This window comes from Paenibacillus sp. S28 (genome assembly GCF_016624415.1).
GTDB classification, from domain to species: domain Bacteria; phylum Bacillota; class Bacilli; order Paenibacillales; family Paenibacillaceae; genus Paenibacillus_AQ; species Paenibacillus_AQ favisporus.
In genome coordinates, this window is the sequence record NZ_JACVTM010000002.1 from 275,948 (window position 1) to 296,619 (window position 20,672).

The window sequence follows — 20,672 nt, forward strand, 5'->3', positions numbered from 1 at the left end:
GGCGTTTTTTTTCGTGCTGCGCAAGGCGTGTGATCTTATGGCTTGAACTTCCCTGAAAAGCTTCATAAACCGGGCTTTACGAGCATAAGGTGTAGAGTACAGGAAGGGGGAAGACCTTCGTATGGCCGGGATCAGCCGCAGGCTGCGGAAGTGGACGAACGAAATGCTGGATGTTCCGCAGGACGTTTTGTTCGATCTGCCGCGCATCACTATGGTGGGAAACAAAGAACTCTATATCGAAAATCATCGGGGCGTCCGGCATTTTTCACCCGATAAAATGGTCCTTTCCCTGTCCCAGGGACTGCTCGAGATCGAAGGCTCCGGGCTTATGATCCGGTCGATTCTGCCGGAAGAAGTGATGATCGAAGGATCGGTAACGAACATTAAATATACAGGAACGGAGGAGAGTCCATGAAAATCCCTACGTTAACCCGGGTTCGCGGCTGCGTGCGGATTGCTGTCCGGGGGGAGCATGTGGAGTATTTCATCAATGCATTGGCGGAGAACGGTGTACCGGTATGGGACATCGAGCCCAAAAATGGAAATTTGGCAGAGATGAAGGTGCTTCTGAGGGATTTTCATGCTCTTCGTCCCTTGTTAAAACGGACAGGCTGCCGGGTGCATGTACAGGGCCGGATCGGTTTGCCCTTTACGCTGGTCAAGCTGTATAAGCGCAAGTTTTTTATGGTGGGCATCGTGCTGTTTTTCGTTCTGCTCTTCCTGCTGTCGTCGATGGTGTGGAACGTCAGGGTAACCGGCAACGAAAAGATCGCGACCGAAGACGTGCTCGAAGCGGCGAAGAAGGAGGGGGTCCGCCCGTTCCAGTGGATTTTTCGCTTAGATTCACCGGACAAGCTGTCGCGTGAGCTGAGCATCCGGCTTCCGGGCACGTCCTGGATCGGGGTCGAGCGCAAAGGTACCACCATCACGATCCAGATCGTGGAGGCGGCCGAACCGCCGAAGGAGCCGCTGACCGACCCGCGCCATCTGGTCAGCCGGACGGATGCGGTGGTCACGAGCATCTATGCGGAGCAGGGGCGGCCACTCGTCGAGAAGAACTCCCGTGTGAAAAAAGGACAGGTGCTCATATCGGGCATTCTTGGCGTTGACGGCGGAAACACCCAGGTTGTCGTGGCCAAAGGGGAGGTCAAAGGGCTGGTTTGGCACGAATACCGCCTTGCGGTTCCGCTGGTCCAGAAGCATAAAGTGTATACCGGGGAAAGAAAGACCAAGTCTTATTTTGTGATCGGTGACCGTGCGGTGCAGCTGTGGGGCTACGGAAAAGATCCGTACCAGGCTTCCGAAACGCTAACGGAGCATGATCCTCTGACCTGGCGCTCCTTCAAGCTGCCCGTCGGATGGATGACGGAAAAAGTCATGGAAGTACAGGAAATCAAAGAATCGCTGACCGTCGAAGAGGCCAAAAAACAGGGATTGGACGGAGCCGTGCGGGATATTTTGGCGAAATATGGGACGGATTCGCAGATCATCAGCCAAAAAATTTTGCATGAGAAGAAAGAGAATGGTAAAGTTTATATGAAAGTGCTTTTCGAGGTGGAAGAGAAGATTGCCGAAGAGCTTCCCATAGTTCACAACCAAGGAGAATGAGGCTATTTGTCAGAAAAAAATCACAGCGCACAAATCTTACTTCAAAGTGCAAGCGAAGGGATGTCCATTTTCGGACCGCAAGACACCTTTCTGAAGATGATCGAAGCGGAGATTCCCGCCCAGATCGTGTCAAGGGAGGCGGAAATTACCGTCCGCGGCAGCGACCGCGACGTGCAGGTGCTGACCGAGCTGTTTGAGGTGCTTCTCCAGCTTGTCCGCAACGGTTACATTCTGACCGAACGCGACGTATCCTATGCGATCGACTTGGCGAAGGACTTCCGGGCGGATCAGCTGCTCGACCTGTTCAAGGGTGAAATCACGACCACGTTCCGGGGCAAACCGATCCGGGTCAAGACGATCGGCCAGAAGCACTACGTCACCACCATCCGCAAGCGTGACATTGTATTCGGCATCGGGCCTGCGGGAACAGGCAAGACCTATCTAGCGGTTGTTTTGGCGGTTGCGGCCTTGAAGGAGGGCTCCGTCAAGCGGATCGTGCTGACGCGTCCGGCTGTCGAAGCGGGGGAAAGCCTGGGCTTTCTGCCGGGTGACCTTCAGGAGAAGGTAGACCCGTATTTGCGTCCGCTGTACGATGCGCTCTATGACGTTATGGGACCTGAACAGACTGCAAAGTCGCTGGAACGGGGATTGATTGAGATCGCTCCGCTCGCCTATATGCGGGGACGGACGCTGGATGATTCTTTTATCATATTGGACGAGGCCCAGAACACGACACCTGAACAAATGAAAATGTTTCTTACCCGTCTTGGGTTCGGCTCGAAGATGGTCATCACGGGCGATGTAACCCAGATTGACCTGCCGAGAGGCAAGAAGTCCGGGCTGGTTGAAGCCAAGTCGATCTTGAGCAGCATTGATGAGATCGGGTTTGTGCAGTTCGCCGAGCAGGATGTCGTGCGTCACTCCCTAGTGCAGAAAATCATTGTTGCTTACGACAAAGCTGCAGAAAACCAAGATTAGAGGGGATTATCTTTATGACTTCGAAAGAAGCGTCATCAGGCAAATCTTTCTCAACTAAAAATATCGGATGGAAACATAGCGCGGCAACCCGCTATGTTCTCTTTTTATGTCTGGCCATTCTGTTCTACGTGAGCCTGGCGCCGGATCTGCTTCCGGAAAAATACAACATTCAGGTCGGCACGCACAGCGAGAAGGAAATTACGGCGCCGATGCAGATTCCGAACAACAAAGCGACCCTGAAGGCGCAGGAGGAAGCTGCCGAACGCGTGCAGCCGATTTATACCATCGTTCCGATCCGGAACGATAGCCTGATCGCCTCGCTGCTTGACCGGATCGACAAGCTCAACCAGGACGACCAGGTTTCCCGAGAGGACAAGGTGGCGATCTACCGTCAGGAGATTCCGCAGCGCGCCCAGGATTTTGTGCAGAACTACGTCAATAATACGCGGAGTTCGGGCACCTATTCCGAAGCGCTGCTGAACGAAATGCTGAGGGTGACCAGCCAGCAGGTCTATAAAATTCCGGAAGAGACCTTCATCAAAATTCCGCGTCTGACCTCTGCCGATATTACCGAGATGAAGCCGGTGGCGCGTGAAATCGTATCGCGGCTGACCAACGACCAGATCGTAGACGCCCAGACCGCAAGGGCCAAGGTGGCCGAGCTGGTCAGCACGAGCTCTCTGAGCCAGCGCACCGCGCGCGAGGTAGTGCAGGAGCTGTCGAAGATCGCGATTACGGCCAACAAGTTCTATGACGAAGAGGCGACGAAGGAAGCCAAAGTTCAGGCCCGGGAAAATACCCCTACGGTATACATCAAGCAGGGCGGCGTGCTTGTCGCCAAAGGCGAGCTGATTACGGAAGAGCTGTACAACCTGCTGGATGATAACGGCCTGCTCAAAAATGACGTCAACTATTGGCCGCAGTTTGGGCTGCTGCTTTTGTCTCTTCTGCTGGCCTTAGGACTCATGATGTTCATCCGCCAGCTTAACGGGGGCAAGTTTGGGTATAACAATTCCCAGCTGCTGATGCTTGTTCTTATTTTTATTATTACGATCGTTTCCATGCATGTCGCCGGTATTTTGCAGAGCAGCGAGCGCCCCTATCTTGGCTATTTGGCGCCGGTTGCCATCGGCTCGATGCTGGTCACGCTGCTGCTGGACATGTCGCTCGCGTTTTTCTGCGCCATGGTCTTCAGTATTCTGTCCAGCGTCATCCTGAATGTGCATCAGGGACAAATGTTTGATTTTAAGTTCGGCTTGTTCTCACTGATCGTATCCTACGTGGCGATTTTTACGATCCATAAGGCAAGCCAGCGGTCGACCCTGCTGAAGGGCGGGATCATGGTTTGCTTGTTCGGCTCGTTGACTGTATTTTTGATTAACCTGATCGACAACGATGACTGGCAGCAAATGTCGACGTTGTACGCGCTGGGGTTTGCCTTTGCAGGCGGACTGCTGACCGCGATTCTGGTCATCGGCCTGATGCCGTTTTTTGAGGTCACGTTCGGCATTCTGTCGGCCCTGAAGCTGGTGGAGCTGTCTAATCCGAATCACCCGCTGCTGCGCAAGCTGCTTACCGAAACGCCGGGAACGTACCACCACAGCGTCATGGTTGGCAATTTGTCGGAGGCGGCGGCCGAAGCGATCGGCGCCAACGGGCTGCTGTGCCGGGTCGGATCGTATTACCATGATATTGGGAAGACAAAACGGCCAAGCTATTTTATAGAAAACCAGAACAATATGGAGAACCCCCACGACTCGATCGATCCGAAGCTAAGCAAGTCGATCATTATTGCGCATGCGAGGGACGGGGTCGAAATGCTCAAGGATTATAAGCTGCCGAAGCCGATTCGCGATATCGCCGAGCAGCACCATGGCACCACCTTCCTGCATTTCTTCTACCACAAGGCGCTTCGTCTGGCGGAGGAGCAGGGCAAAGAGCCGGATTTCACGGAAGAGGATTTCCGTTACCCCGGTCCGAAGGCTCAATCCAAAGAGTCGGCCGTCATCGGCATCGCGGACAGCGTCGAAGCTGCCGTGCGGTCCCTCCGTAATCCGACCGTCACTCAGGTGGAATCGGTGATCGAGAAAATCATAAAGAGCCGGCTAGACGATCACCAGTTTAACGAGTGCGATCTGACGATGAAGGAATTGGATATTATCGCAAAGACGCTGAAAGAAAGTGTCATGGGGATTTTCCACTCCCGGATCGAGTATCCGGAAGAAATCAAGAAAACGAAGATGGATGAAGAGAATAGAAGGAGCGGTTGAAAGATGGGTCTGCATCTGGCTTGGAACAATGAACAAAATGAGCATCCGGTCAGCGATGAGCTGATTGCCACGCTGGAAGTCATCCTGCAGAAGGCGGGGGAAGCGGAAGGCGTGGAGGACGGCGAAGTGGCGCTCACATTCGTCGACGATAAGCAGATTCATGAGCTGAATCTCGAGTACCGCAGCATCGACCGTCCGACGGACGTCTTGTCCTTCGCAATGAACGAGAGCCTGGACGAAGAACTGGACATCGTGTATGAGCTGGAAGAGGACGAGGAGCTGCACGATATGCCGGAGGTGCTCGGCGACATCATTATCTCCCTCGACCGGGCCAAGGCGCAGAGCGAAGAATACGGGCACTCCATGGAGCGTGAAATCGGCTTCCTGTTCGTTCACGGATTTCTGCACTTGCTCGGGTACGACCATCAGGATGCGGAAAGCGAAGCGGAGATGATGGGCAAACAGGAGGCTGTCCTAGCCCAGGTGGGGTTGACCCGGTAATGGCCAAGCGCTCCTTCCTTGCTTCATTCAGTTATGCCGCGGAAGGAATCGGATATGCATTGAAAACCCAGCGGAACATGCGATTTCATGCCGTAGCGGCGGTTGTGGTCATTGCCGCTGCCGCCCTGCTGCAGCTGACGTGGCAGAGGTGGCTGTTCCTGCTCGTCGCGATCACGATGGTGATGGCCGCCGAGCTGCTGAACACCGCCGTCGAGGTCGTCGTGGATATGGTTTCTCCGGAGCCGCATCCTATGGCGAAGGCGGCAAAAGATACCGCAGCCGGCGCAGTGCTGCTGACGGCCATCTTTGCCGTCGTCGTCGCCATTATTGTGTTCTATCAGCCTGTCGCAGCATGGCTGGGAAGTCAACATTAGAAGTTACAGGAGGAATCATACTATGGACACAGCTCAATTAATGCAAGAAGCGATCAAGGCGCGGACCAAGGCCTACACCCCTTATTCCCACTTCGGCGTAGGAGCGGCCCTGCTGGACGCCGAGGGCCATATCCATCACGGCTGCAACGTGGAGAACGCGGCGTACGGGCCGACCAACTGTGCGGAACGAACCGCCCTGTTCCGTGCGGTAGCAGACGGTCATCAGCCCGGAAGCTTCCAGGCGATTGCCGTTGTTGGAGATACCGAAGGTCCGATCTCGCCGTGCGGCGTGTGCCGTCAGGTCCTGGTGGAGCTGTGTGCTCCCGACATGAAAGTCATCATGGGCAATCTGAAGGGGGACATCCAGGAAACCACAGTGCGGGATCTGCTGCCGGGTGCGTTTGGACCTTCCGACTTGAAACACAGTGACAACGAATAAGCTGCACGATCCATTGGAATACACACATATAAAACCTGGGGCCCCATCTTCGGCGGCGGTGAGCATCATGTTTAGCCGCGGTACGAAGAATGCGGGCCCTGATGGTCTTCCTGCTTAAGGAAGCATTATAGGAGGGTAATGACTTACATGGCGAAACCGTCATTCAAATCAGGCTTTGTGGCCATTATAGGCAGACCGAACGTGGGGAAATCGACGCTGATGAATCAAGTCATCGGCCAGAAAATCGCCATCATGTCGGATAAGCCGCAAACGACGCGCAACAAAATTCACGGCGTATATACGACGGATCACTCCCAAATCGTGTTTCTCGATACGCCGGGTATTCACAAGCGCCAATCCAAGCTTGGCGACTTCATGAACAATACCGCGCTGAATACACTGCAGGAGGTGGAGGCCGTACTGTTCCTGGCCGATACGTCCGAAGGATTCGGGGGCGGGGACCGCTATATCATCGAACAGCTGAAGAAGGTGAAGACGCCGGTCATTCTCGTGCTCAACAAGATTGACAAAATCGAGCCTCCGGCGCTGCTTCCGATCATCGAGGAATACCGCAAACTGCACGAATTCGCCGAGATCGTGCCGATTTCGGCCATGCATGGCAACAACGTGAACACCCTGCTCGAGCAGGTGGAGAAGTATTTGCCCGAAGGGCCGCAGTACTATCCGGAAGATCAGGTCACGGACCATCCCGAGCAGTTCGTCTGCGCGGAGCTGATCCGCGAGAAAATTTTGCATATGACCCGCGAAGAAGTTCCGCATTCCATCGCGGTCACGATCGAAGATATGCGCGTGCAGGACAACGGCGTCGTGTATATTTCGGCGGTAATTTTCGTGGAACGGGATTCGCAGAAGGGCATCATTATCGGCAAGCAGGGCTCGCTGCTGAAGGAAGTCGGCAAGCAGGCGCGGCAGGATATCCAAAACCTGCTTGGCTCGAAAATTTTCCTCGAGCTGTGGGTAAAAGTGAAAAAAGACTGGCGCAACCAAGAGCGGATTCTTCGTGATCTGGGCTTTAACCGCGACTAGTGAGCATCCAATGCCGGCGGGGGAATCCCGGCTTGGCAGGAATTGCAACACATAGTTTCACGGCTTTCGTAACATCCTATTTTTTGAAGATGCAGACGCCATTTCCGAAGAAAGGATGAATACGAATGCGAGATTTTTCGTGGAAGTATTTTGCGATGACTGGAGATGTGGATGCTTACTTGCTCTATAAACAGTCCGCCGGCATGACGGCGGATGAAGCGGAGACGGCGGCTGCGACGCAGCTGCTGGATGAGACGGATACCTATGAAGAGAACGAATGATCTTTGGCTGCTCCGGGAATGGCTGGGGGAAGAAGCATGCTATACAGGGTGGAAGGGATCGTCATCCGCAGCATGGACTACGGCGAAGGGAACAAAATCATTACGATTTGCACCGAAAACGCGGGTAAAGTAGGCGTACTTGTCCGTGGCGCCAAAAAGGTGAAAAGCCGCCATGCTGCACTGACACAGCTGTTTACGACAGCGGAATACGTATTTTTCAGAAACGGCACGGGACTCGGCACGCTGAATGCGGGGGAAATTATGCAATCCCATCACGTGCTGCGCGAGGACATCGTTCTTGCCGCTTATGCCTCCTACGCCTGCGAGCTGCTTGACCGCGTGCTTCAGGACGAGGAGACGGGGAGCTTCTGGTTCCAGCAGCTTAAGGCGTGTCTAGACGCGCTGGAAGATGGCAAAGACCCCGCCGTCATTATCAACTTGTATGAGATGAAAATATTGCAGACTGCAGGATACGGTCCCGAACTGTCATCCTGCATTTCTTGTGGAAGGGATATTTCACCACAGGAGGAACGGTATTGGGTGAGTCCGCGGCTCGGAGGCGTACTGTGCCGGGCGTGCAAGCACCTGGATTCTCAGGCCATGGGGATTTCGCCCCGGACGATGAAGCTACTGCGGCTGTTTGCCCAGCTCGATTTGCGGCGGCTTGGCCACGTCGATGTGAAGGAAGAGACCAAAGCGGAGCTGAAGGCGGTCATGCGGGCATTTATGGATATGCAGCTGGGGCTGAATTTGAAGTCGCGGGGTTTCCTCGATCAGATGGAGAAGTACGGGCTGTAGGATCTGTTGCAGGAGATCTTGACTATCGGAATCATTTCCTGTAATATATATTAAGTTTCTAATTAAATTGTCTGACACGCAATGATCGAAGAAGTAATGGATCTTCCATTCCTGTTAGCGAGCCGGGGAGGGTGCAAGCCTGGCGGAAGGAATCCATGAACCGGCACTTCGGGAGTGTGAAATGAAATCGGAAAAGTGGGTTGTTCCTGGCTAAAGCGAGGGGCAGCCAAGTAGGGTGGAACCGCGGGATCAGCTCTCGTCCCTATGTCTGTACAACAGGCATAGGGCGGGAGCTTTTTGTTGTACAGAAATGTGATCATTGTTGACGGGTATCCGTCCATTCCCCCCAATTTTCAAATGAAGGAGAGTCGTATATGAACTTTCAGCAGATGATTCTGACGCTGCAGCAGTTCTGGGCCAATCAGAATTGCATTATCGTGAATCCCTATGACACGGAAAAAGGGGCCGGCACGATGAACCCGATGACGTTTTTGCGTTCTCTCGGACCGGAACCCTGGAAGGTAGCCTATGTTGAACCTTCCCGCCGGCCATCGGACGGCCGTTACGGGGAGAACCCGAACCGGCTCTATCAGCATCACCAGTTCCAGGTGATCATTAAGCCGAGCCCGGACAACATTCAGGAGCTGTATCTCGACAGCCTGAAGGCGCTCGGAGTGGATGCGCTCGACCACGATATCCGCTTTGTCGAGGACAACTGGGAGAACCCTTCGCTTGGATGCGCGGGTCTCGGCTGGGAAGTATGGCTGGACGGTATGGAAATCACCCAGTTCACATACTTCCAGCAGGTGGGCGGTATTGAAACGAACCCGGTCGCCGTGGAAATTACCTACGGCATGGAGCGCCTGGCTTCCTACATTCAGGAGAAGGAAAACGTATTTGACCTGGAGTGGGTTGACGGCATTTCTTACGGTGATGTGTTCCATCAAGCGGAAGTGGAGCATTCCACGTATACCTTTGAAGTGTCCGACGTGAAAATGCTGTTTACGCTGTTCAACATGTACGAGCAGGAAGCAGGCAAGGCGATGGAGCGGAATCTCGTATTTCCGGCATATGACTACGTCCTGAAATGCTCGCACACGTTCAACCTTCTCGACGCAAGGGGAGCCATCAGCGTTACGGAGCGTACCGGCTATATTACGCGGGTGCGCAATCTGGCCCGCCAGGTGGCGGCGACCTACATGGAGGAGCGCGAGAAGCTCGGCTTCCCGCTGCTGAAGAAAGGAGGCGATCTGAATGTCTAAGGATCTGTTGTTTGAAATCGGCCTGGAGGAAGTGCCGGCACGGTTTTTACGCGCAGCGATGGAGCAATTGGAAGAACGCATGGTGAAATGGCTGGAGCAGTCCCGGATCGCCCATGGCGAAGTTCACTCCTACGCAACCCCCCGCCGCTTGGCCGTGCTTGTTAAATCGGTTGCAGAGAAGCAGGAGGACGTGCAGGAGGAAGTGAAGGGCCCGTCCCGCAAAATCGCCCTCGACGAGAACGGCAACTGGAGCAAAGCCGCGCTTGGCTTCGCCCGCGGACAAGGCGTAGATCCCGAGCAGTTTACGTTCAAAGAGCTGAACGGCGTGGAATACATTTACGTCACGAAGAGCAGCAACGGTGTTGAGACTTCTGCGCTGCTGTCTGAGGCACTGCTCGGCATCCTCTCTTCGATGACATTCCCTAAGCATATGCGCTGGGGCAGCTACGAATATAAATTTATCCGTCCGATCCGTTGGATTACAGCCCTGTTCGGCACGGACGTCATTGATTTGGAAGTGACCGGCGTGAAGTCGGGCAACGTGACCCGCGGCCACCGTTTCCTCGGAACGGAAGCCGTCGTGCCGGAAGCCGGCGCTTACCAGGAAGTATTGCGCGGCCAGCACGTCATCGTAGACGTGAAGGAACGCGAAGGCATGATCCTGGAGCAGATCGAGTCGCTCGCTGCGGAGAAGAACTGGACCATTGCGGTCAAGGACGATCTGCTGGAGGAAGTGCTGTTCCTGGTGGAAACGCCGACGGTGCTCTTCGGAACATTCGATCCGTCCTTCCTGAACATTCCACAGGAAGTGCTGATCACGTCGATGCGGGAGCATCAGCGGTACTTCCCTGTTCTGGATAGCCAGGGACAGCTGCTGCCGTTCTTTGTAACGGTGCGCAACGGCGACAAGCGGTCGCTTGACGTGATCGCCAAAGGGAACGAAAAGGTGCTTCGCGCCCGCCTGTCGGACGCCAAGTTCTTCTATGAGGAAGACCAGAAGCTGGAGATCAAGGACGCGCTCTCCAAGCTGGAAAGCATCGTCTTCCACGAGGAAATCGGCACGGTTGGCGATAAGGTCCGCCGGATCCGCCGTATCGCCGACCAGATCGGAGAAGCGCTGCAAATTTCTGGCACGGACAGCGAATCGGTAAGCCGCGCTGCGGACATCTGCAAGTTCGACCTCGTTACGCAAATGGTGTATGAATTCCCTGAACTGCAAGGGGTCATGGGCGAAGACTATGCCCGCAAAGCCGGCGAACGGGAAGACGTGGCCAAGGCGGTATTCGAGCATTACCAGCCGCGTTCGGCATCGGACGACGTTCCGTCCAGCCTGGTGGGTTCCATCGTCAGCATTGCAGACAAAATCGACACGATCGTCGGCTGCTTCTCAATCGGCATCATCCCGACCGGCTCCCAGGACCCTTATGCGCTGAGACGCCAGTCCCAGGGCATCGTGCAGATTTTGCTGGCTAAGCAGATGCCGCTCACGCTGTCCCAGCTGTTCGACATCGCGCTCGGCGTGCATGCAGAGCTTCGCAGCTTGGACCGCCAGCCGGATGACATCCGCAAGGATCTGGTCGAATTCTTCGGCCTCCGCGTGAAAAAACTGCTGTCCGAGACGCTCCGCTACGACGTGGTGGACGCGGTCATTTCCGCCGGATTCGACGATGTCATCTCCGTTGTATCCCGCGGGGAAGCGCTGATGCAGGCGGTTAACAGCGGAGACGACTTCAAGACGACCGTGGAATCCTTTAACCGCGTCAGCAATCTGGCAGCCAAAGCGGAAAAGACAGAAGTTCAGGAGCCGCTCTTCGTGGAAGAGGCCGAGTCCAATCTGTTCCGCGCATGGCAGTCCATCACCACCGATTACCATGCAGCGCTGTCGGAGCGGGAAGGCGCCAAAGCCCTTGCCCTTCTTGCCGACATTAAGGAAGCTGTTACGAAGTTTTTCGATTCCGTCATGGTCATGGCCGAGGATGAGCGGGTCCGGGCTAACCGTCTGGGTCTATTGGCATCGATCGACCGCGATTTGAAGCAGTTTGCCGATTTTAACAAGCTGGTATGGTAAACCTGTAAAGGTTTCGGGTAAAAGAATACGGAAGCGGGACGAAACAAATCGGTCCCGTTTTCGTATCTTTTTCATGTATATAGATTGAACTGAAGTTTTTCATTCAGCTTCCTGTTTTATTTTTCTTTAGTTCATTCTATGTACACAAAAGTTTCCTGCAGCACTGTCAGAAGTTGTAATGTCCGTCCCGGAAGGATTTTTATAGGACAGGCTCGTATATAATAGTACGGAATACCAAGAATGACAGGTGGGCTCGAATCGGCTATGGATGACAGACAAATCGTTGTGGACGGCGATGCCTGTCCGGTGAAACAGGAGATTGCCGCAGTGGCTAAGGCTTTGGGCGTTCCCGTGCTGATGGTCTCTTCGTTCGATCACTTGATCCAGGCCGGGGAGGGTGTGCGGACCGTTCAGGTGGACCGGAGCGATCAGAGCGCCGACCTATACATCGCCAATCATATCCGCCGGGGGGACGTTGTGATTACCCAGGACTACGGACTGGCCGCCTTGGCCTTGTCGAAACATTGCTATGTGCTCTCCTTTAGGGGCATGCAGTTTCATAACGAGGACATCGAGTTTATGCTCGACCGCAGGCACCATCAGGCCAAAGCGCGTAGGAACGGCAAGCATTCCAAAGGTCCGAAACCGATCACGGCGGAGGATAAAAGAATTTTTCAACAGAAACTGACAAAACTTTTGCAGGATTTGCAGGAGAACGTATAACGATAGCGAATTATATTTTACGTGCAAAAAGAGATGAAGGTGGTTATGATGAGTGCCGGACATGGAAGCATTCCGGAGAAGGTCATCGACGCGGTGCTGGAGCAGCATGATATCGTCGATACGGTAAGCAGGTACGTTCATCTGACCAAGCAGGGGAAATACATGAAAGGCCTCTGCCCGTTTCATTCGGAGAAAACACCGTCTTTCACGGTCACGCCTGAGCGGCAAATCTTTTACTGTTACGGATGCGGCAAGGGTGGAAATGCCATCAAATTCAGGATGGAAATCGAAGGATTATCTTTTCCCGAAGCCGTTAAAGTCATGGCGGAAGAGAGCCACATCGCGGTACCGGAAGGGCTGGGGGGACCGGCGCATCAGCCGAATCCCGAAAGAGACCGCCTGCTTCAGGCCTACGAATGGACAGCGAAGCTTTATCACTATTTACTGAAAAATACGGAGCATGGCAAGGCAGCCATGGATTATTTGCGGCAGCGGGGCTTCACCGACAAGATGATCGATTTGTTCCAGATCGGGTACGCTCCGGATACGTGGAATACGCTGGTCCAGTTTCTGTCCAGGCGCTCCTTTGATCTCGAAGAGGCGGAGAAGGGCGGATTGCTGACCAAGCGCAGTGACGGCGGGGATTACTTGGACCGTTTCCGGGACCGGATCATGTTTCCGATCCATGACCGCAGCGGCAAGGTGATCGCTTTCGCCGGCAGGATTCTTGGCGAAGGGCAGCCGAAGTATTTGAATTCGCCTGAGAGCAAACTCTTTAACAAAAGCCGGACGCTGTACAACCTGCATCAGGCCAGACCGTCCATTCGCAAATCGCGGCAGATCGTTCTTTTTGAAGGATACGGGGACGTGATCTCGGCATGGGAAGCAGGGGTTCAGAACGGCGTAGCCACGATGGGCACGTCCTTAACGGAGAATCACGCCTCTCTGATGAAGACGATGGCGGACGAAGTGCTGGTGTGCTACGACGGAGACCGGGCCGGACAAGCTGCGGCAATGAAGGTGATTCCGCTGCTTGAAACCGTGGGGCTGAACATCAGGATCGCGGTGCTCAGCGATGGGCTGGATCCTGACGAATTCATCCGTAAATACGGGGCGGAACGGTTCATGCGGCAGATTATCGAGGGCGCCGTTTCAACCACAAAATTTAAGCTTATATATCTGAAAAAAAACCATATACTCCTAGAAGAAGATGGAAAAATCGCCTACATGAAGGAAGTCCTGCCCATCATCGCGGTGCTGCCTTCTTCCACCGAACGGGAGGTATATTTAAGGGAATTATCTTCAGAATTGCAGCTTTCCTTTGACAGCTTGAAGCAGGATTGCAACGAGATCCGCCAGTCGATGCAAAAAAACATGCCGGATGGGGATAATAACGACAAAAGGTGGAATAATGGTAGGCATAAAAAAGGGCATGTTCCCGCCCCGACATTACTGCCGGCTTATCATACCGGAGAACGTCGCCTTTTAGCCATGATGCTGCAGGATGCCGAGGCCGCCCGCTACGTGGAAGAACGGCTTGGGGACGCGTTTAACATTGATGATCATGCAGCGATTGCTGCTTATCTATATGCCTATTATGCACAGGGCAAATCACCGGATATCAGCCGGTTTATGTCGTCGCTCCACGACGATCGCCTCGAGAAAACCGTCAGCTCCATCTCCATGATGGATATGCCGCGGGAGTGGAGCGTGCAAGAGCTGGATGATTGCATTCGGGAGGTACAAAAGGTCCCGCAACAACGGAAAATAGAGCAGAAGAAAGAAGAAATGATATCTGCCGAACGGTCCGGAGACTTTTTGCGTGCTGCACAAATTGCAAGTGAGATTATAGCCCTAGAGAGACAGTAATCGTTGCTTCGATGGTTTCTAGGGAGGAGGGAGTCGAAATATGGCGAATGATCAGCATACTGAACTAGAGACAGAATTTACGCTCGATCAGGTCAAGGATCAGCTGATTGAGCAGGGTAAAAAGAGATCGTCACTGAATTACAAAGATATTATGGAAAAACTATCGCCGTTCGACCAAGACCCTGAACAGATGGATGAGTTCTATGAGCATCTGGGCGATTTGGGTATTGAAGTGGTCAATGAGAATGACGAGGAAGTCAGCAATTTGCGTCAAGGCGACGACCATGAAGGAAGCGACAACGACGACTTTAATTTTGACGATGACCTGTCTTTGCCGCCGGGCATTAAGATCAACGATCCCGTACGGATGTATCTCAAGGAAATCGGCCGGGTGCCTCTCTTGTCCGCTGACGATGAGGTGGAACTGGCTAAGCGGATTATGAACGGGGACGAGGAAGCGAAGCGCCGGCTGGCCGAAGCGAACCTGCGTCTCGTTGTCAGTATCGCCAAACGCTACGTCGGCCGCGGCATGCTCTTCCTTGATTTGATTCAGGAAGGCAATATGGGCCTGATCAAGGCCGTTGAGAAATTTGACCATAATAAAGGGTTCAAATTCAGTACGTATGCCACTTGGTGGATTCGCCAGGCCATTACGCGCGCGATCGCTGACCAAGCGAGAACGATCCGGATTCCGGTTCATATGGTGGAAACGATCAACAAGCTAATCCGGGTATCCCGTCAGCTGCTGCAGGAATTGGGGCGCGAACCAACGCCGGAGGAAATTGCGGCCGAGATGGAACTCAGTGTGGAGAAGGTCCGGGAAATCATGAAGATTGCCCAAGAGCCGGTGTCGCTTGAGACGCCGATCGGGGAAGAGGATGATTCCCACCTGGGAGATTTTATCGAGGATCAGGAGGCGCTTGCTCCTGCGGATGCGGCGGCTTACGAGCTGCTGAAGGAACAGCTGGAAGACGTGCTCGATACGCTGACTGAACGCGAGGAGAATGTGCTCCGGCTTCGTTTCGGTCTGGATGACGGCCGGACCCGGACGCTTGAGGAAGTGGGCAAAGTGTTTGGCGTTACCCGTGAACGGATTCGCCAAATCGAAGCCAAAGCGCTCCGGAAGCTTCGGCATCCAAGCCGCAGTAAACGGCTTAAGGATTTTCTCGAATAGCGAAACCAACTTGGACCTTCTGGGCTTGCCGCCAGCAAGGTCCTTTTTTTAGATATAAGGTTGTATACAAGCTTTGGAGGTTGGGCTTCCTTATATCGCAGCGAGCAGGCTGTGTATTTCTGAGGCTTCGGCCGGACAGCCTGCTTGTAAGTTCTGTTTTCTTTTAGAATTATTTCCTTAATTTGTTTTTATTTTAGCGCTTTTAACGGACCAATGCAAATGATCTGGACATTTATCCAAAGATTGGAAGTGTGTGTTGCAGGGGGCCGCTTCCGCTTCTGCTGCTGCCGATTTGCAGAAAGGACCTGCCGTTTGGTAGGGTAAAGGAAGGGAAAAAATAACTGATGGTGACGGTGGACATATGAAATTATCAAGAAGATTACAGCTTATTATGGAGCAGATTCCCGATGGAAGCCGCCTCGCGGATATTGGCTCGGACCACGCGCTTCTTCCGGTAGCAGCCGTTGAGGCGGGTAGAGCTATAAAGGCCGTGGCGGGTGAGGTCAATCAAGGCCCGCTTCAAGCGGCGGCCAAGCAGGTAGCCGAAGCTGGACGGGGCGAGGACATTTCGGTCCGGCTCGGAGACGGTCTGGCGGTCATTTCGCCGGGGGAAGTGGATGTGATTACGATCGCCGGCATGGGCGGAAGCCTGATCGCGAGCATTTTGAACGAGGGGCAGGACAAACTGTCCGGGGTGAAGCGGCTCATCCTGCAGCCGAACGTCGGCGAAGATTTGCTGCGCCGGTGGCTGCTCGATCATGCCTGGGTGCTGGTGTCCGAGATGATTATCGAGGAAGACGGCAAAATATATGAGATTTTGACAGCTGTACCGGAGCATTCATCACCTGTACGGTCGAATGAGGAGTTGTACCGGGAGCGCTCATGGAAGGCCGGGGAAGCGGGCGGCGACATAATCCTTTCGAGTGAGCTGTTGATCCGCATGGGTCCTTGGCTGCTGGAGCAGCCAAATGAAGTGTTTGTGGCCAAATGGCAGGGCGAACTGGTAAAGATGGAAGGCATTCTGAAGTCCGTATCGTCCTCCAAGCTGCCTTCTGCCGCAGCCAAGGCCAGAGAGCTGACTGAAGAAATGAAACAAATCAGGGAGGTGCTTGCATGTTTGCAAAAGGACAAACGGTAATTCAATATATGGAGCAGCTCGCCCCCAAGCACTTGGCGGTGCCGGATGACCGGATCGGGCTGCAGCTGGGCAGCCTGCAGAAGGAGATCCGGAGCGTGCTGGTGGCGCTGGACGTCAATGACGAGGTGGTCGAGGAAGCCATTGCGATGGGCGCGGATTTGATCGTAGCGCATCACGCCATCATTTTCCGTCCGCTCAAACAGCTTCAGACCGACACCCCGATGGGAAAACTGTATGAGAAGCTGATCAAGCATGACATCGCCGTCTATATCAGCCACACCAATCTCGATATTGCCGAGGGAGGCATGAACGACTGGATGGCTGAAGCGCTTGGCATTGCGGACGGCGTACCGCTGGATGAGGTGCATGCCGAGAAGCTGTACAAGCTCGTCGTGTTTGTTCCGGCCGCCCATGCAGAGAAGGTCCGGACAGCCATGCTGGACGCAGGAGCGGGTGCTATCGGTAATTACAGCCACTGCAGCTTTAACGTGCAGGGCACGGGCACCTTTTTGCCGCAGGAAGGAACGGAACCTTATATCGGCAAGCCAGGGAAGCTGGAGCAGGTGGAAGAGGTTCGGATCGAGACCATCGTCCCCCAAGGGATCCGAAACAAGATCGTTCAGGCGATGATCAAGTCGCATCCGTATGAAGAGGTGGCTTACGATCTGTATCCGGTTGACTTGAAAGGGCGCAGTTACGGGCTTGGCCGGGTAGGGAAGCTTCGGGAACCGGTGACGCTGGCCGAATTCGTCGACGTGGTCAAGGAAATGCTGGATGTGCCGCATGTCCGGGTCGTTGGCGACCTGAACCGCAAGATCGGCAAGGCCGCCGTTCTTGGCGGATCTGGCAGCCGCTACGTGAATTCCGCGATATTCCGCGGGGCTGACGTGCTCGTGACCGGAGACATTGATTATCACACCGCTCAGGATGCGCTGATGGCCGGGATTGCCCTGATCGATCCGGGGCACAATGCCGAGAAAATCATGAAGGCCAAAACAGCTGAATGGCTGCAGGCCAAGCTGTCGGACGGCCGCTATGATACGAAAGTCGCCGCGTCCCAAATCAACACCGAGCCGTTCCGCTTTATGTAAAAACGGTAATTTTCGTTAAATTAATAGGCATTTGCCATTGTGTCCGACGGCAATTCCTAGTATAATATTTTTTGTTGTCCGGAAAGTTTGACAGACAATCGCTGGCGGCGCGTAAGGCGCCGCGAGAGGAAAGTCCGGGCTCCGTAGGGCAGGGTGCTGGATAACGTCCAGTCAGCGCGAGTTGAAGGATAGTGCCACAGAAATGGACCGCCGATGGCTGCTGCTTGCAGCGGCACAGGCAAGGATGGAACCGAGGTGTAAGAGACCCCGAGGAGCGTTGGTGACTTCGTTCCTGGTAAACCCCACCTGGAGCAAGACCTAATGGAACGCAGCTTCCTCGAGAAGCAGCCTTTGCCCGAGGCGCGTTCGGGTTGGTCGCTGGAGCCAATCAGTAATGGTTGGCCTAGATAGATGATTGTCGCTTATCCGTGGGAGGGTAGTTCCCGAATGCACCACGACGAGCACAGAACCCGGCTTACGTAAAACTTTCCTAACTGCCAACAGTTCTTATTAGGATGACGTAATCAAGGCGGTATCCCGTAATTTTACGGGATACCGCCTTTTTGCATTCCGATCACCGGGCCAAGCCTGTTTTAGACGGATACCTTTCAGCTAAGGACAAACGTACAATCCCGATTGGGATCTCCATAATAGACTATATTAAATTTATGAAGGGAGATGCTTATCGAATGAGCCACTGCTTTAATTGTCCTCCTGCAGATCCGGTTTATACCGATCCGACTGTGGTTTATCAAGATTATTACTATCCGCAGGTCGTTCCGATTGTCCACACGATTGAAATTGTAAAAAGACATCACTGTGTCCCCGTTCCTAAACACTGCTATAACTATGTCGTTCGCGACGAAAACTTTGTAGGTACCGTTTCCGCTTACAGAGGTTCGAAACGCGCAGCCCGCAAGTCGAGAGCCAAACGTACACGGTAACTCGTGCTCTAAAAAGGCAAACCACTCCTGAAAGGAGCGGTTTGCCTTATCTTTGGTGCAACTTATTTGGTTTTCACGCTCTCACTGCCCATGATTGAATTCATCTGATTCTGTACATGCTGCGGCCACAGCTGAAGCGGAGAATTGCCGCCACCTGCTGCCTGCAGCGCTCTATAGATATCAATTTGACCGTTGCCGTAATATTTGTCATGTCCTTTCGGCCCAAGATCAATGGTGCTTTGGCACATAATGTCCATCACTTGTTTATTGGTCAAGTCCGGATTCCGCGAGCGGATCAGCGCGGCCATGGCGGCGACATGCGGACTGGCCATCGACGTTCCGGACAGGGCGGCGTACTGGTTACCCGGATAGGTGCTGGCAATGCTCGTCCCAGGCGCGGCTACGTCGATATAATCCCCGTAATTGGAATAGGAGGCTTTCTTCATGTTCGCATCGGTCGCAGCAACGGCGAGTACTTCGGGATAGGCCGCAGGGAAGCCTGGCCGCTCGGTGTTGTCGTTCCCTGCCGCGGATACGAGCACGACGTCCTTGTCGTAGGCGTATCTTACAGCATCGTGCAGGAACTGGGAATCGGCGTAGTTGCCCAAGCTCAAATTAATGACTTTGGCTCCATGATCCGCCGCCCAGATGATGCCTTCCGACACCGAATAGGTTGTACCTGAACCCGATTTATCAAGCGCCTTCACTGGTAATATTTTGTTATACCAGCTGATGCCGGCCACGCCTTCATTATTGTTGACAACGGCCCCGATGATGCCGGCCACATGCGTGCCGTGACCTACATCGTCCAGCGGGTCGCTGCCGGGATCCACGACGTTGTAGCCGGACAGCAGCTGGCCTTGAAGATCCGGATGGTTAATGTCTGCACCGGTGTCAACGATACCGACAATGACATCGTTGCTTCCCTTGGATAAATCCCAGCCTTGGTTCGTTTCGATCGCCGGGAGGTTCCACTGGTACTTCGCAAACAGCAGGTCATTCGGCACGTTCGGAAGGCTGCCTGTTTCCGGAACGGTATCGTTGGTTAAATATAAATAATGCGGTTCTACATAATGCGGATTCCAGTGGTTTAAGAAATATACCTTCAACTGGCTGTAATCCATCGTACTGGAACGGAAGACGTAAGCATATCCGAGTTTTCGGGCGGATTCCGCTTTGACGTCACCTTTGATCCGGTTCATTTCGTCCGGAGACGGATCCTGGCGGAAGCGGACGACGATTTCGTTCTCGTAGAAGTGGCTTGCGTTTTCGTTATCATGCCCCGTCTTGACCGTCAAATCGCGCAGCGTGTCGGCGTGAACTGATTCGACCTTAAATTTGCCCTCTCTCGGGTAAGGGATCAGCCGCAGGTTTTTCTTCTGATGATTTTCCACGTCGAGCAGTATTTTTTGATTCATTAAGGCGATGACGCTCTGATTGCTTTTGGCGGACGGTTCTGCGATGACGAAGTACTGCTTGCCCGCCATCTTGAAGGAAGGGGACTGGTACGTCTCGTGATTCTTCACCTGCTGCTTGGCTATACTTAAATAATGATCCAGCCTTTTCCGGTCCTGGGAGGTCCAGGAGTCTTCCTTTTTGGCAAATTTAAGCGGTTGATCCAGCTTAGGATCCTGCCACACCAGCATGGAAAAATGGTCATGGGTTTTCTGCAAATTCCGTACATAATCGGTAATCTGCTTTGGCTTTGCGCTGCCCAGATTGTTCAGCATCGCCGTCAGATGCTGTCTCGCATCCAGCCGGGTCAAATGGTCGGTTGAAGCGATATCCTGCGCCATCATGCTGTTCTTTAAACGATGCTCCTGATGCGGAGCCGGGACCGGAGGGGATTCAGCTGCCTGCTGCCGGCTGTCCGAGCGCGGGAGCAGCAAAAATAACGCGAGCGCGCCGCAAACGGTTGCCGTTCCGATGCCCACCCATTTTCCTTTCGACATAAAAAGTACCTCCTTGAGAATGATAAGTACCTTTAGCGTGAGAAATGGGAAGCTATTTTATACCCCGGAGGCCGACTCAGGCAAAAACCTGCTCAATTCGTCCAAATCGTGACCAGAAAGGGATACCGTTCCAGTTTGTTTTATGTTAGGATAGT

The 20,672-nt window shown here is 53.8% G+C and carries 18 protein-coding genes and 1 other RNA gene; 18 read left to right on the forward strand and 1 reads right to left on the reverse strand.

Translation table 11 applies throughout. The features are described 5' to 3' along the window. Positions 1-121 precede the first annotated feature (121 nt). The 18 genes from yqfC to rnpB all read left to right on the forward strand — a co-directional run bounded on the left by yqfC (position 122) and on the right by rnpB (position 18,114). Positions 122-415, forward strand: coding sequence for a sporulation protein YqfC (yqfC, locus tag IAE55_RS05615; protein ID WP_076169802.1), 294 nt, complete (start codon positions 122-124; stop codon positions 413-415). Then, complete coding sequence (gene yqfD, locus IAE55_RS05620) at positions 412-1,608, forward strand: sporulation protein YqfD (protein WP_200631355.1); 1,197 nt, start codon at positions 412-414, stop codon at positions 1,606-1,608. The genes yqfC and yqfD overlap by 4 nt, the downstream gene beginning before the upstream one ends. 60 nt (positions 1,609-1,668) lie before the next feature. Then, positions 1,669-2,586 carry a PhoH family protein gene (locus tag IAE55_RS05625; protein ID WP_438822514.1) on the forward strand — a complete coding sequence of 306 codons (918 nt, stop codon included), beginning with the start codon at positions 1,669-1,671 and terminating at the stop codon, positions 2,584-2,586. A 14-nt stretch (positions 2,587-2,600) separates the two neighbouring features. Further along, a complete protein-coding gene (locus IAE55_RS05630; protein WP_116229503.1) occupies positions 2,601-4,856 on the forward strand; it encodes an HD family phosphohydrolase in 2,256 nt (751 codons plus the stop codon). 3 nt (positions 4,857-4,859) lie between these two features. Continuing rightward, entirely contained in the window at positions 4,860-5,357 is a 498-nt protein-coding gene (gene ybeY / locus IAE55_RS05635) for an rRNA maturation RNase YbeY (protein WP_105444504.1), read from the forward strand. Then, a complete protein-coding gene (locus tag IAE55_RS05640; RefSeq protein WP_076169807.1) occupies positions 5,357-5,731 on the forward strand; it encodes a diacylglycerol kinase family protein in 375 nt (124 codons plus the stop codon). Before ybeY ends, IAE55_RS05640 begins: the two co-directional genes overlap by 1 nt. After that, positions 5,727-6,170 carry a cytidine deaminase gene (locus IAE55_RS05645; protein ID WP_432206605.1) on the forward strand — a complete coding sequence of 148 codons (444 nt, stop codon included), beginning with the start codon at positions 5,727-5,729 and terminating at the stop codon, positions 6,168-6,170. Before IAE55_RS05640 ends, IAE55_RS05645 begins: the two co-directional genes overlap by 5 nt. A gap of 147 nt (positions 6,171-6,317) precedes the next feature. Further along, positions 6,318-7,217: a GTPase Era gene (gene era, locus IAE55_RS05650; RefSeq protein WP_116229507.1), complete on the forward strand. Its 900-nt coding sequence runs from the start codon at positions 6,318-6,320 to the stop codon at positions 7,215-7,217. Positions 7,218-7,342: 125 nt separating this feature from the next. After that, a complete protein-coding gene (locus IAE55_RS05655) occupies positions 7,343-7,498 on the forward strand; it encodes a YqzL family protein (RefSeq protein WP_105444506.1) in 156 nt (51 codons plus the stop codon). Positions 7,499-7,534: 36 nt separating this feature from the next. Beyond that, positions 7,535-8,296: a DNA repair protein RecO gene (recO, locus tag IAE55_RS05660; protein WP_116229508.1), complete on the forward strand. Its 762-nt coding sequence runs from the start codon at positions 7,535-7,537 to the stop codon at positions 8,294-8,296. A 374-nt stretch (positions 8,297-8,670) separates the two neighbouring features. Next, the gene (glyQ, locus tag IAE55_RS05665) at positions 8,671-9,558 is read left to right on the forward strand and encodes a glycine--tRNA ligase subunit alpha (protein WP_076169812.1); all 888 of its coding nucleotides are present in this window, start codon (positions 8,671-8,673) and stop codon (positions 9,556-9,558) included. After that, positions 9,551-11,626, forward strand: coding sequence for a glycine--tRNA ligase subunit beta (gene glyS, locus IAE55_RS05670; protein WP_145158101.1), 2,076 nt, complete (start codon positions 9,551-9,553; stop codon positions 11,624-11,626). The genes glyQ and glyS overlap by 8 nt, the downstream gene beginning before the upstream one ends. A gap of 264 nt (positions 11,627-11,890) precedes the next feature. After that, on the forward strand, positions 11,891-12,349 hold the full coding sequence (locus IAE55_RS05675; protein WP_105444507.1) for a YaiI/YqxD family protein: 459 nt from the start codon (positions 11,891-11,893) through the stop codon (positions 12,347-12,349). Positions 12,350-12,397: 48 nt separating this feature from the next. After that, positions 12,398-14,218 carry a DNA primase gene (gene dnaG / locus IAE55_RS05680; RefSeq protein WP_145158104.1) on the forward strand — a complete coding sequence of 607 codons (1,821 nt, stop codon included), beginning with the start codon at positions 12,398-12,400 and terminating at the stop codon, positions 14,216-14,218. Positions 14,219-14,258: 40 nt separating this feature from the next. Next, positions 14,259-15,392, forward strand: a complete 1,134-nt coding sequence (gene rpoD / locus IAE55_RS05685) for an RNA polymerase sigma factor RpoD (RefSeq protein ID WP_076169815.1) — start codon at positions 14,259-14,261, stop codon at positions 15,390-15,392. 361 nt (positions 15,393-15,753) lie between these two features. Further along, positions 15,754-16,530, forward strand: a complete 777-nt coding sequence (locus IAE55_RS05690) for a tRNA (adenine(22)-N(1))-methyltransferase (RefSeq protein WP_145158107.1) — start codon at positions 15,754-15,756, stop codon at positions 16,528-16,530. Next, positions 16,506-17,621 (forward strand): Nif3-like dinuclear metal center hexameric protein, encoded by a 1,116-nt coding sequence (locus IAE55_RS05695; RefSeq protein ID WP_145158110.1) that lies wholly within the window; start codon positions 16,506-16,508, stop codon positions 17,619-17,621. Before IAE55_RS05690 ends, IAE55_RS05695 begins: the two co-directional genes overlap by 25 nt. A gap of 82 nt (positions 17,622-17,703) precedes the next feature. Continuing rightward, an RNA gene (rnpB, locus tag IAE55_RS05700) (RNase P RNA component class A) lies at positions 17,704-18,114 on the forward strand. A 513-nt stretch (positions 18,115-18,627) separates the two neighbouring features. On the opposite strand, the gene IAE55_RS05705 is transcribed toward rnpB, so the two are convergent. Continuing rightward, entirely contained in the window at positions 18,628-20,517 is a 1,890-nt protein-coding gene (locus IAE55_RS05705) for a S8 family peptidase (RefSeq protein WP_200631357.1), read from the reverse strand. Positions 20,518-20,672: the final 155 nt, after the last annotated feature.

What these genes read in the sequence shown, in the direction of transcription:
- yqfC (WP_076169802.1), top strand. Translation starts at nt 122, where the DNA reads ATGGCCGGGATCAGCCGCAGGCTGCGGAAGTGGACGAACGAAATGCTG.
- yqfD (WP_200631355.1), top strand. Translation starts at nt 412, where the DNA reads ATGAAAATCCCTACGTTAACCCGGGTTCGCGGCTGCGTGCGGATTGCT.
- IAE55_RS05625 (WP_438822514.1), top strand. Translation starts at nt 1,669, where the DNA reads ATGTCCATTTTCGGACCGCAAGACACCTTTCTGAAGATGATCGAAGCG.
- IAE55_RS05630 (WP_116229503.1), top strand. Translation starts at nt 2,601, where the DNA reads ATGACTTCGAAAGAAGCGTCATCAGGCAAATCTTTCTCAACTAAAAAT.
- ybeY (WP_105444504.1), top strand. Translation starts at nt 4,860, where the DNA reads ATGGGTCTGCATCTGGCTTGGAACAATGAACAAAATGAGCATCCGGTC.
- IAE55_RS05640 (WP_076169807.1), top strand. Translation starts at nt 5,357, where the DNA reads ATGGCCAAGCGCTCCTTCCTTGCTTCATTCAGTTATGCCGCGGAAGGA.
- era (WP_116229507.1), top strand. Translation starts at nt 6,318, where the DNA reads ATGGCGAAACCGTCATTCAAATCAGGCTTTGTGGCCATTATAGGCAGA.
- IAE55_RS05655 (WP_105444506.1), top strand. Translation starts at nt 7,343, where the DNA reads ATGCGAGATTTTTCGTGGAAGTATTTTGCGATGACTGGAGATGTGGAT.
- recO (WP_116229508.1), top strand. Translation starts at nt 7,535, where the DNA reads ATGCTATACAGGGTGGAAGGGATCGTCATCCGCAGCATGGACTACGGC.
- glyQ (WP_076169812.1), top strand. Translation starts at nt 8,671, where the DNA reads ATGAACTTTCAGCAGATGATTCTGACGCTGCAGCAGTTCTGGGCCAAT.
- glyS (WP_145158101.1), top strand. Translation starts at nt 9,551, where the DNA reads ATGTCTAAGGATCTGTTGTTTGAAATCGGCCTGGAGGAAGTGCCGGCA.
- IAE55_RS05675 (WP_105444507.1), top strand. Translation starts at nt 11,891, where the DNA reads ATGGATGACAGACAAATCGTTGTGGACGGCGATGCCTGTCCGGTGAAA.
- dnaG (WP_145158104.1), top strand. Translation starts at nt 12,398, where the DNA reads ATGAGTGCCGGACATGGAAGCATTCCGGAGAAGGTCATCGACGCGGTG.
- rpoD (WP_076169815.1), top strand. Translation starts at nt 14,259, where the DNA reads ATGGCGAATGATCAGCATACTGAACTAGAGACAGAATTTACGCTCGAT.
- IAE55_RS05690 (WP_145158107.1), top strand. Translation starts at nt 15,754, where the DNA reads ATGAAATTATCAAGAAGATTACAGCTTATTATGGAGCAGATTCCCGAT.
- IAE55_RS05695 (WP_145158110.1), top strand. Translation starts at nt 16,506, where the DNA reads ATGTTTGCAAAAGGACAAACGGTAATTCAATATATGGAGCAGCTCGCC.
- IAE55_RS05705 (WP_200631357.1), bottom strand. Translation starts at nt 20,517, where the DNA reads ATGTCGAAAGGAAAATGGGTGGGCATCGGAACGGCAACCGTTTGCGGC.